This is a genomic window from Shewanella holmiensis, assembly GCF_025370255.1.
In the GTDB taxonomy this organism is placed as follows: domain Bacteria; phylum Pseudomonadota; class Gammaproteobacteria; order Enterobacterales; family Shewanellaceae; genus Shewanella; species Shewanella holmiensis.
Window position 1 is genome coordinate 1 of sequence record NZ_JAMTCD010000026.1, and the last position, 12,002, is coordinate 12,002.

A 12,002-nucleotide genomic window follows, 5' to 3' on the forward strand; every position below is an offset into this window, starting at 1 on the left:
GAGAGTATCAAGCCCGTTACTAACGTAACGGGCTTTTTTACGTCCGAAACTTGAGCATAAAAGTAGTGTGGCCGATATGCCCATGTGAGAGTAGGTCATTTCCAGGTGCCTAATAAAACAGTAAGGCTACTCTAAAGAGTGGCCTTTTTGTTTTGTGTCGAAAAATTATACCAAATATTTGTCATTGATAGTGTGGCCGAGATGCCCACGTGAGAATAGGTCATTTCCAGGCGCCTAATATCTCGTAAAGAGAGTATCAACCCCGTTGTTCTGATGACAGACGGTTATCCTAGGGCTACCGCATGAGTGATTGGATTTTATACAAATCGTGAAAATTTATCAAAACGAAACGCCGTGAAATCATCCATGATTGCTTAACAACCGCGTCTATACGGTAGATATTCGTTTAATAAACTCCCACTAATTGAGCTAAAAGTATTCGCGTTCTCACTCTAACGGTTATGCGTTTTTTAATATTTTGCATTGATAATAATCAGTTGCTGATAAGTATGAACATAATGTAATAGAACCCGCTATTATAATTTACCCAATTAAATTATATGGTTATCATTTATTACTTATTCGTTTATGAGAAATGGGCTCGGCATCACGTTTTTATTCATCAGCTTTTATCTGAATAATTTATACTTATGACCTCATTACTTCATACGCTGCTTTAAATCTGATGACTGCTTCTCAAACTGACGACCGTGTTGTTCAATTAGTTAAATCTTGGCATGCGCAGTTCTTGCAGCTTCAGTCTTTAACCAAAGCGCACATTGTTATGTGTATAAATGATGAAGACATAAATATTCCTCCATTACTTTCTTTGCATACCTTGTCTTCTGAACAAGCTGAATATTGTTTGAAATATTTACCTATAGTTATTAATAAGAAAAGTTTGACTTGTGATAATAATTTGCTTTTAGATGAATCAATTAAATTCACACACTTTGAAATTTTAGACAAACCTAAAAATGCTATAAATCATGATTTTGCGATACTTGCAACCAATGATAATTCTGAATCTAATCTCGCTTTATTTAACTTATTAGTTAATCAATTTAAAACTGATTTATCAAAGACCCTTACAAATAAGAATCATAAATCCTCAAATATTACCATTTCAGATCTAATGAATTCCTTTGAAGAAATATTTTGGATAAAAGACACTCAAGGAAGATATATTTACGCTAACCAAAGTGCTGAAAAAGCTTGGCATAAATCTAACCATGAAGTTATAGGTAAAACAGATCACCAACTTTATGACCATGAAGTTGCAGATTTATTTATTGATGGGGATAGTCAAGCTATTCAGGCGGGAAGAAGTGTTATTGTTGCTGAGTGTGAGGATTTCGATTTATCGAGCAATAAAGCCTGGTTAGAGACCCTTAAGTCGCCAATATATCACAAAGGAGAACTTGCTGGAGTGCTCGGTTTTACGCGTGATATAGCCAAGCATAAAGCGGCTGAAGAGCAGTTAATGTTGGCTGCCTGCGTCTTTGAAAATGCTGTCGAAGGGGTGCTTGTAACTGATAAATATGGTGTTATTCGTGATGTGAATCAAGCGTTCACACAAATTACAGGTTATGAGTTAAGCGAGGTTTTGGGAAAAAAACCGAGTGTATTAAGTTCTGGACGTCATAGTAAGGCCTTTTTTTCAAAAATGTGGAACACACTTTTAGTTAATGGAAAGTGGCATGGCGAGATTTGGAATCGTCGTAAAAATGGTACTGTATTTCCTCAAACTATTACACTCAGTGCCGTTTATGATGAAGATAATTGTGTTAAGTTTTTTGTCGGTGTATTTGCTGATATTTCATTATTGAAGCAAACAGAAGAAAAGCTTAAAAATCTAGCTTATGTTGACCCGCTTACTGGTTTACCCAACAGAATGCGATTTGTTTCCTATCTTGAACAAGAAATTAGCCATGCTTTTCGGGGGAAAAAACAGCTAGCAATTTTGTGTATTGATATCGATTTATTTAAGCATATTAATGAAAGTTTAGGGCATTTAGCTGGTGACGAAATTATTGTCGAGTTGAGCAAAAGATTGTCATACGCATTATCTGAGTTTGATGTGTTAGCGCGTCTTGGAAGTGACGAATTTGTCGTGCTTTTGCCTTCAATCACAGGTACAGAATCTGTTTTCTCAAGCATTAGTCATTTAAGAAGGGTATTTGAGCGTCCATTTATTATTGATAATACCCAACCAATAAGGCTTACTGCGAGTATCGGGATCTCTCTTTATCCTAATGATGGTCTTGATGCTGATGCATTATTACGAAATGTCGACGCAGCAATGCATAAAGCAAAAGCTCAAGGACGAAATGGTTATGCTTTTTATACAGAAGGCATGACCGCTGAAGCTGCAGAACAATTAAAACTCCAATCAGCTTTGCATCAAGCCATTATAAATAATGATTTTTATCTCGTTTATCAACCTAAAATACATCTTGCGTCAGGTCAAATAAATGGTTTTGAAGCACTGATCCGTTGGTACGATCCAAAGCTTGGCCAGATATCACCTGCCGATTTTATTCCCTTAGCTGAAAAAATTGGCTTGATAAATGATATAGGTTTATGGGTCTTGCAAGCCGCCTGTACTCAGGGAGTAAATTGGTTGACACAAGGATTACAGTTCAGCCGGATATCGGTGAATGTTGCCAGTTTACAACTTCAAAAAAGTGATTTTGTTGATAAGGTTAGAGATATTCTTTTAACGACAGGACTGCCAGCTAAGCACCTTGATATTGAAGTGACAGAGTCCTGTATGATGACGAATCAAGTTGCTGTTATTAAAGATTTGAAGCAGCTATCCGCTATGGGGATTTCAATTAGTATTGATGATTTTGGTACTGGCTATTCATCATTAACTTATTTGAAAAAATTGCCATTAGATACCTTAAAAATTGATCAATCTTTCGTTAAGAACATTCCATTTGATTCAAATAATAGTGCAATTGCCAAAGCTGTTATTGCATTAGGACATGCATTGAACTTACAAGTGATCGCTGAAGGGGTTGAAACCCAGCAACAAGCAGATTTTTTATTGCAAAATAATTGCGATTTAGCTCAAGGTTATTTGTACAGTAAACCCAAATTAGCCGAAGAAGTTAACGAATTCTTGCTTCCTATAAGACCTACTTAATTTATGATTTGATTATTAGGTCCGTCAATTTTTAGCGTTATTATTGCCGCAAGCTGTTGGCTATTTTACCAAGCAAAGGCTTTGTGGTGCTGAAATTTGGCTTAAAAGGTGGATAACACATTTAAGTGACCAACAAATGCTGCCTGAAGAGTTCTGTAAATCGTTTTATTACATGTTGAATGGCTTTTTCACAAGGCATCTCTTCATTTGCCTCAATCAACACGTTTTTAACGATAACAAAACTTAACTCGCAAAGATCAACAACTCTCAGTGTCATTCATATCAAGATAAAATCAGTCATGCTTTCTACAATTATCTTTTATGCTCGCTCATGGGCTTAGTTTTGTTTAGAATGTTGATCTTATCTCATTGGCCATTTGCTAATTGGGAGTAAATAACACTGAGGTGGACTGTTTTTCTACCTAGGAGCTTTAATGCAACTGTTTGTAAAAGATTTAACTGTAATTGATTTTTCTTATCTGTGCCCGATCCGCGGCATGGTTGGAGAAAGCTGGATTGTCGATGTTTTGCTTGATGGGGGGTTAGACGAGCAAAATATGGTACTGGACTTCTCTAAAGTAAAAAAGACCATCAAAAATACCATTGATGATGTTGCCGATCATCGCTTATTGATCCCGACTGCGTGTAGCCAAGTTAGATGGCAACAGCAAGGGGATAGAGTATGGATGGATTTTGCTAGCCAAAAAGGTGATATCCACTTAGCTTGCCCTTCACAAGCGTTTGCCTTGATCCCCACAGAGGTGATTGATTTTGAAAGTGTGAATGATTTTTTGCAAAAAGCATTGCGTGAAGCATTACCTGAAAATGTACAAGGTATTAGCTTAACATTACGTAATGAAGTACTTACCACACCTTATTATCATTACAGCCATGGTTTGCGAAAGCATGATGGCAATTGTCAACGCATTGCGCATGGTCATCGCAGTCCTGTCACAGTATTTGAAAATGGAATTGCTGAGCCTAAATGGGATGAATACTGGGCTAATCGTTGGCGAGATGCTTATTTGGGGACGCAAGAGGATTTAGTGTCCGTTACTGAGCTGCAATTGTCTAAGCAATCTAATATTAATGATGAATCCCATTATGGTTTTCACTATATAGCGCCACAAGGTGACTTTCAGTTGGCGATGCCAAAAGTTTGTTGCGATATCATTCCGCACGACACTACAGTGGAGCTACTTGCTGAGTATATGGCAATTACCTTAGCTGCTAAAGTACCTGAGAGTCATTTTAAAGTGATTGCCTATGAGGGCATTGGAAAAGGCGCGATAGCGGTCAGAGGTTAAAAGGAATTCATTGAACATGAGATTGTATTCTGCAGTTTTTGGCACATTTTGGGGATTGTTGTTTATTTCTTCAGCAGCTGCTGAAGTGACGTTTGAAGGTAAATTTGAGCAGGGGGCTTTAGTCAGAGGAACCGTGCCTATTGGGAGTCAGATTACACTCAATGGCGAGCCTGTTAAAGTGACCGCAAAAGGGCAGTTTGCCATCGGTTTTGATCGTGATGCCAAAGCCGAGCAAATGTTTGAAGTTATCTACCCTACTGGGATGACTGAACTTAAGCCGCTAAATGTTACTGCTCGCGAATACAAAATCGATCGTGTTACAGGTATTAGCACCAAAATTATGAAACCTGATCCTGTTGCGCAAAAGCGTGCGGCGGAAGATGCTAAGCAAACCCGCGCAGCTCGAAGCACTTTTATTGAAAATGATGCTTTCATGCAGGATTTTATTTGGCCTGTTACCGGACGTATTTCTGGAGTATACGGCAGTCAGCGTGTGTATAACGATGTACCTGGCAATCCTCATTTTGGTGTTGATGTGGCAAGGCCAACTGGCACGGTTGTTGTCGCACCAGCGGATGGTGTGATTACCTTAGCCGTGGCAGATATGTTTTATTCTGGCGGCACCTTGATAATTGATCACGGTTATGGTGTTAGCTCTACCTTTTTACATTTAAGTAAACTGTACCCCAAAGTGGGGGACAAAGTTATTCAAGGTCAGAAATTGGCTGAAATTGGTGCTACAGGTCGAGTCACAGGCCCTCATTTAGATTGGCGGTTGAACTGGTTTCAGATGCGTTTAGATCCTGTATCAATTGTGCCAGCTATGTCGAGTGTATTAGCCGCTGAAAAAAGGCCAACAAAATAGGTTTTGTTGGCTTCAAGTTGCCAATGATAAACCGTAAAAAAGGAGAACATATATGTTCTCCTTATTATTTGTCCATATCTCAATAACTGCATTTGATTAGGTTGCTTGCTCACTTTTGATGATTTTTTGAATATTGTGAGGGTGCACTTTCACACAAATTCCATATGCTTTAAACGCGATGGTTGGATTGGCTAAACGTTCATTATTCCCTTTTGGCGAGCTTTGTTTCACTTTTATATCTGTTTTACCCGCAATGACCTGTGCGAGTTGTGGCACCTTGGCAATTAACTCATTGGCTAATTCATCACAGGTTTGCGCAGTCGATGGCAACACTAATTCTACATGTTCCCAGCCTTCAATAGGGTAAGTTTTATCAGAGGGGAAGGGCAGTTCAACACATTCAATTTGCGTGTCGCCCAGCATTAATGGATCAGTTAATTTAATGATTAAAATCGGCCGCCCATTGATCATATTGTTAGAAATAACCTGACCGTGTTGACTGAACTCCTCGGCGAGTAATTGTGCGAGTTGATTATTATTAACTCGCAGTGCGCTATGATCGCAATCCAAAGCTAGATTATCTAAACCTAGTTGTTTGATAAAAGCTTGGATCTGTAAACTAAAGTCTGCCCAAGTATGTTGTAAAGTCTGGTAATTCATAGATTGTCCAATGGTGATAATCTAGCTTAAATTGTCTATTGTTTATGGCCAAATTTCGATTGGTGTGCCTTCATCTATCATGCGCCACAATTCATCCATTTCTTTATTAGTCACCGCAATACAGCCGTTGGTCCAGTTATATTTTTGTGCTTCTTCTGGTGATAACGATGAACGCGGATTTTGGCCGTGGATCATAATCATTCCACCAGGGCTAATACCTAATGCTTGGGCACGTAATTTGTCTTCATCATTAGGGTAAGAGATGTGTATTGAACGGTAAAATGCGCTGTCTGACTTTTTATAATCCAGCACGTACCGACCTTGTGGTGTACGTTGGTCGCCTTCTCTAAGTTTATGGCCTTTGGGCGCATCTCCCATGGCAATCACATAGGTTTTTATTACTTTGCCATCACGCATCACTGACATGCGTGATTCTGATTTATTCACTATCACTAAATCGACTTTAGTATGGGACTGAGCTGACGAGGCACTGGCGGTAAAAGGGCATACAATGCTGAGGATGAAAAACCAATAACGCAAGTGCATGATATCTCCGTATAATGAATTTTATTATATTTTTAGGTTTGCCATTAAGATTTTTGGAAAGTCTAATGTGCAATTTGAAATGATTTTAACGTCATCCGTTTGTAAATGGTATGGTTAAGTTAAATATCTTTTTAGGGATTTGAGTTAATAGGATATGAACGTAAAAAACATTGAAGAGTCGCCTTTAAAACAGCGTTTGCGTACCATCATTTTTGGTACTGACACCCCTGAGGGGAAAGCATTTGATATTGCACTGCTTGTCTCTATTGTTGCCAGTATTATATTGATATGTTTGGATACTATCGATAGTTTACACCACGCATATGGGGAGTTATTTCTCATTGGTGAGTGGATGTTTACTGTTATATTTACCCTTGAATATGTACTGCGCTTATACTGCTCTCAAAACCGTTTCCATTATGCCCGCAGCTTTTTCGGTATTGTCGATTTACTGTCAATTTTGCCTAGCTATCTGGCATTGATCTTTCCGGCTGCTAATTTTGCACTTGCAATCAGAGTATTACGATTATTTAGGGTCTTTAGAGTGTTAAAGCTTTTGCGCTTTCTTGCCGATGGAAATCTGTTGTTAAAAGCCATGCTGCAATCAAGTCGTAAAGTCTTTATGTTTTTCTTTTCTGTTAGTTTGATCATTTTGGTATTGAGCGTAGTAATGTATGTCATCGAAGGGCCAAATAACGGGTTCAGTTCGATTCCTAAATCTATGTACTGGACTATTGTGACAATTACCACTGTAGGTTACGGCGATATTACGCCACAAACGCCTTTAGGTCAGGCAATAGCGGCGCTGACAATGTTAATCGGCTACTCCATTATTGCCATACCAACAGGTATCTTAACCGCTGAAATTTCGCATGAAATGGTAAAAGTGCGTGATTTAAGAAAATGCAGTAATTGTGGCAAGAAAGGCCATGATAATGATGCGCAATTTTGTAATCACTGCGGCAGCGAGCTAGAAACCCTTGATTCCTTAACTCGTCCATAAGGTCAGTTAGTATTAATCGCGATAATTTATCTTATCTCATCTTATTTATATAAAGGATATTCATGACAACAGCCAAGTTTGTTGAAGGCCCTATTTTACGCCATATATTAGTCATGAGTTCGACTGCAGCTGTGGGCATTTCAGCTCTGTTTGTCGTTGATCTATTAGATATCTTCTTTTTAAGTTTATTAGGTGAACACGAACTCACCGCCGCAGTTGGATATGCTGGCACCATTTCGTTTTTTACCACTTCCATTGGCATTGGTTTGTCTATTGCCCTTGGCGCATTAGTGTCTCGGGCGGTTGGGGCTAAAAACAGCATTCAAGCCAAACGCCTATTTTTAAATTGTGCCGTTGTGACTTTTATTGTTAGCGTACTAGTTGCCTTGCTGGTGCTCAGTTTTATTCCTGAGTTACTCACTTTGGTAGGCGCTTCTGGTTACACAGCTGAACTGGCTCAAAGTTATTTATATATTCTAGTGCCATCACTTCCGGTGATTTGCCTTGCGATGGCATTAGGCGGTGCGCTGAGAGCCGTTGGTGATGCCAAGTTGTCGATGATGTCGACCTTAGCCGGTGGTGGCGTTAACGCGGTTTTGGATCCCATTTTTATTTTCGTTTTTGCAATGGGTATCGAAGGCGCAGCAACGGCATCTGTGCTGGCTCGTTTTGCGGTATTGTTTATTGCTGGGCACGGCGCAGTCGTTAAACATCAACTGGTGGGCAAATTTAGTTTTGATGAGTTCAAGCATGATTTACCGGCCATTTTTGCTATAGCAGGCCCAGCCATGCTGACTAACATTGCCACGCCTATTGGTAATGCTGTGGTAACCCGAGCAATTGCCGACTTTGGCGATAGTTATGTTGCTGGCTGGGCTGTGCTAGGCAGGTTGATCCCTGTAAGCTTTGGGATGATATTTGCCTTATCGGGAGCTATAGGTCCTATAGTCGGGCAGAATTTTGGAGCCAATGAATTTGACCGCGTGAAGCAAAGCTTAAATAAAGCCATTCAATTTTGTGTCATATATGTGTTGAGTGTGTCGCTGATTTTATTTCTACTTCGACACCAGATTGTTAGCGCTTTTGATATGACGGGTAATGCTGCCGAGGTCATCCTTTTTTTCTGCCAGTATATTGCAGTGTTCTTTATTTTCTCCGGTATGCTTTTTGTTGCCAACGCATCATTTAATAATTTAGGGAAAGCCAAATATTCAACATTCTTTAATGTGGGTAAAGCAACTTTAGGGACCATCCCATTTGTTTATTTCGGCGCGCAATGGGGTCAGGTTTATGGGGTACTTATTGGTCAAGTGATAGGAGCTATCATTTTTGGTGTCGCCGGGGTAATTGTTGCTTATCGACTTGTGGAAAAACTTTCGCATACGGCTAAAGCTGAATTATCAGCACAGGTATTTACGCAACAGGATGAGGCACAGCCACAGAATATTGCGACCTCTTCGCCTTTATCTTCAGCGTGTGCGCAAATGGCTCAGTTAGATGACGAGCCTTTATGTAAGCAAATTGCTGAGGCTGAAATAACACCTAAGACTTCGGCACAACGCCATCGAAAATAAACCAGACTAACCATCAACTGTTGAGGTTATGCGATTGAAAAAGCCGATCTTATTTAAGATGGGCTTTTTAATTCATAGGTTTTTTAAACTAGTTATCGCTTTTTATAGGTAGTGGCTTAAATCACTGCCTGCATTAATCTCTATTTCCTGTTGCTCGCCATGGAATAAGTATCCTAATTTGTCACCCACTAAGGTTAATTTACTGTCTTGAAGTTTTAGGGCGCTCCCTTCCTGAATGGCGATGATGGGGGTTAAAGGATCGACTTGAGTAAATTCATATAAGCGTTGTGCGCGGGTTTCACCATTATGCCCTGGAGCTTGATAATTACTGTAATGGGGATTGATCTGAAAAGGAACTAAGCCAATTGCCGCAAATGAGGGGGGCTCAATAATGGGCATATCATTAGTGGTTCGAATAGATAATCCAGCAATGTTTGAACCTGCGCTCCAGCCTACATAAGGTTTACCTAGATTTACTTGTTCTCTAATCAGGTGGATAAGATCGTAACGGTAAAGTTCATTGATTAATTGAAATGTGTTGCCACCCCCAATAAGAATGCCATCAGCATCTTTAATCGCTTGCTTAGGATCGTCAAACTCATGAATACCATTAATGGTAATTGCTAGAGAGGATAACCCGATACGGACTTTTTCAAGATATTGGTCATTACTCATGCCGACGCCTGCATAAGGAATAAAAATCCACTTACGCGCATCAGCACATAATGGTTTTATAAACTCAAGTGCGTGTTGTAAATAAGGCGTATTACCTACTCTAGAAGCGCTTAATAGTAAGGCGTTAGCTGACATGAAAGATCCTTTTAAACTTGGGGAATGACACTCAATTAAATTAATATTAACAAAGTTCTTGATCCCAAGGTACTGGCTACCCCAAATGCCTGTTAATTATTTCGAAATATGTAATCTCTTCCGATTAATTCAATGCTTTATGTCTTTTCTGTCTGGATTTAGCGGTATTGACTGGATCATAAATTAACATTTACACCTTACTTTAACACGTTATTAAACCCAAAAAGTTAACTGAGTTTATTATCATAATTTAGCTAATTTACAGATGGTTAGCTCTTTGATAGTGTTTTAAGTTTCAATTAAGTATTGCTACCTAGAATTTGCATCAAAATAAGGCGGTTCGATAGATTAAATCAAATTTAATCTTCTAAACCTTGAAAATCGTTTAATCGGACATAATATGTCTGTAGAATGTTTTGATATCGGCAATGTTGCCAACACAGGAGCTAAAATGAAGCGTATCTTTTTGTTAATTGCGACCAACATGGCAATTTTGCTAGTGGCCTCAATTGTAATGTCTATTCTAGGAGTGAACACTTCTACGATGAGTGGATTATTAGTATTTGCTGCCATTTTTGGTTTTGGTGGCGCATTTATTAGTTTAGCCATTTCAAAATGGATGGCAAAGAAAACAATGGGTTGTGAAGTCATCACACATCCTCGTGATAATACTGAACGCTGGTTAGTTGAAACCGTTGCGCGCCAAGCTGAACAAGCAGGGATAAAAATGCCAGAAGTGGCAATTTACCAATCACCTGAAATGAATGCATTTGCGACTGGCCCAAGCAAGAATAATTCATTGGTAGCGGTAAGTTCTGGTTTGCTATATGGCATGACCCAGGATGAAATTGAAGGCGTATTGGCACATGAAGTTAGCCACGTTGCTAACGGTGACATGGTAACTTTGACCTTAATTCAAGGTGTGGTAAATACCTTTGTTATTTTTGCGGCGCGGGTTGTTGCTGGCATTATTAATAATGTGGTTTCAAGCAATAGCGAAGACGGCGAAGGTTTAGGTACGTTTGCTTATATGGGCGTCGTATTCGTATTAGATATGTTGTTCGGTATTTTAGCGTCGATGATCGTAGCTTACTTCTCTCGTATTCGTGAGTTCAGAGCCGATGAAGGTGCAGCGCGCTTAGCGGGCAAGAACAAAATGATTGCTGCGCTTGAGCGATTAAAGCAAGGTCCTGAAACAGGAGCAATGCCAGCGCAAATGTCAGCTTTAGGTATTAATGGTAAACGTTCAATGGCTGAGTTTTTAATGAGTCACCCACCATTAGAAAAACGTATTGCAGCATTGAAAAATAGCTAAATCCAATTGGTTGATTTTGTCATATTAAAACTGGAGCCTTGAGCTCCAGTTTTTTTTGCTTTATTAAATGTGGCGCTAATTGAGTTAGTTCTCACTTCTGGGTTTATCAGCATGCTAAAGTGTTGTTATAGTGTGGATCCTTGTTTACAGATTATGGATTAACTCATTGGCGCTAAGTTGGTCACATTTTAAATGATGCTGCTAAGCTTAGAACAATACGATTAGCTTTTAAAATAAGAATGCCAAGGATAATAATGAGTGTGAAAATGAGCGTCATCATTTTTAGTCAAGTTTATCCCTTGGTTTAAGGGGGAGTGATATGAAAAATCAATACTTATACGCAATCTTTGCTGCTTGTCTAATGACGTTCGTATTTTCAGGCGGGGCATTGGCCGCTGGTGAAAACCTAGCAGATTATCATGCCGGTATGAATGGCTGTGAAAGTTGCCATGCTAATGAAGAACCCTCAGCAGATGGTGCATATGAGTTTGAACAATGTCAAAGCTGCCATGGTTCGTTAGCCGAAATGGATGATAACCATAAGCCCCATGAAGGTATGTTGATGTGCGCAGATTGCCACGCGGTACATGATGTAAATGTTGGTGATAAACCGACTTGTGAAGCTTGCCATGATGATGGTCGTATCGCTAAATAATACCAAGCAAGTTTAAACAACGACAATGCTGACTATCATGTCAGCATTGTCTTTTTTAGGGTAAAGCCATTTACTCCCTTGAACACGGCATACCTCTAAAGTGGTACTTAAATTTG

The 12,002-nt window shown here is 39.3% G+C and carries 10 protein-coding genes; 7 read left to right on the top strand and 3 right to left on the bottom strand.

Going from position 1 to position 12,002, the window contains the following annotated elements:
* Nucleotides 1-685: 685 nt before the first annotated feature.
* The 3 genes from NE535_RS15900 (at nucleotide 686) to NE535_RS15910 (ending at nucleotide 5,323) form a co-directional block, all read left to right on the top strand.
* Nucleotides 686-3,151: a sensor domain-containing protein gene (locus NE535_RS15900; protein ID WP_261299582.1), complete on the top strand. Its 2,466-nt coding sequence runs from the start codon at nucleotides 686-688 to the stop codon at nucleotides 3,149-3,151.
* Between the two features lie 434 nt (nucleotides 3,152-3,585).
* On the top strand, nucleotides 3,586-4,458 hold the full coding sequence (locus tag NE535_RS15905) for a 6-carboxytetrahydropterin synthase (protein ID WP_261299583.1): 873 nt from the start codon (nucleotides 3,586-3,588) through the stop codon (nucleotides 4,456-4,458).
* A 16-nt stretch (nucleotides 4,459-4,474) separates the two neighbouring features.
* Nucleotides 4,475-5,323 carry a M23 family metallopeptidase gene (locus tag NE535_RS15910; RefSeq protein ID WP_261299584.1) on the top strand — a complete coding sequence of 283 codons (849 nt, stop codon included), beginning with the start codon at nucleotides 4,475-4,477 and terminating at the stop codon, nucleotides 5,321-5,323.
* A 96-nt stretch (nucleotides 5,324-5,419) separates the two neighbouring features.
* Here NE535_RS15910 and NE535_RS15915 read toward each other — a convergent pair whose 3' ends face one another.
* Nucleotides 5,420-5,983 (bottom strand): VOC family protein, encoded by a 564-nt coding sequence (locus NE535_RS15915; RefSeq protein ID WP_261299585.1) that lies wholly within the window; start codon nucleotides 5,981-5,983, stop codon nucleotides 5,420-5,422.
* 42 nt (nucleotides 5,984-6,025) lie between these two features.
* On the bottom strand, nucleotides 6,026-6,529 hold the full coding sequence (locus NE535_RS15920) for a L,D-transpeptidase family protein (protein ID WP_261299586.1): 504 nt from the start codon (nucleotides 6,527-6,529) through the stop codon (nucleotides 6,026-6,028).
* Nucleotides 6,530-6,683: 154 nt separating this feature from the next.
* Between NE535_RS15920 and NE535_RS15925 the strand changes: the two genes are divergently transcribed.
* A complete protein-coding gene (locus tag NE535_RS15925; RefSeq protein WP_261299587.1) occupies nucleotides 6,684-7,532 on the top strand; it encodes an ion transporter in 849 nt (282 codons plus the stop codon).
* Nucleotides 7,533-7,594: 62 nt separating this feature from the next.
* A complete protein-coding gene (locus NE535_RS15930) occupies nucleotides 7,595-9,106 on the top strand; it encodes an MATE family efflux transporter (protein WP_261299588.1) in 1,512 nt (503 codons plus the stop codon).
* 102 nt (nucleotides 9,107-9,208) lie between these two features.
* Here the strand turns inward: NE535_RS15930 and pepE are convergent, their stop codons facing one another.
* Entirely contained in the window at nucleotides 9,209-9,916 is a 708-nt protein-coding gene (pepE, locus tag NE535_RS15935) for a dipeptidase PepE (protein ID WP_261299589.1), read from the bottom strand.
* 451 nt (nucleotides 9,917-10,367) lie between these two features.
* Between pepE and htpX the strand changes: the two genes are divergently transcribed.
* Together htpX and cctA are read left to right on the top strand one after the other, a co-directional pair.
* Nucleotides 10,368-11,231, top strand: a complete 864-nt coding sequence (gene htpX, locus NE535_RS15940; RefSeq protein ID WP_261299590.1) for a protease HtpX — start codon at nucleotides 10,368-10,370, stop codon at nucleotides 11,229-11,231.
* 319 nt (nucleotides 11,232-11,550) lie between these two features.
* A complete protein-coding gene (cctA, locus tag NE535_RS15945) occupies nucleotides 11,551-11,886 on the top strand; it encodes a tetraheme c-type cytochrome CctA (protein WP_261299591.1) in 336 nt (111 codons plus the stop codon).
* The last annotated feature ends 116 nt before the right edge of the window (nucleotides 11,887-12,002 follow it).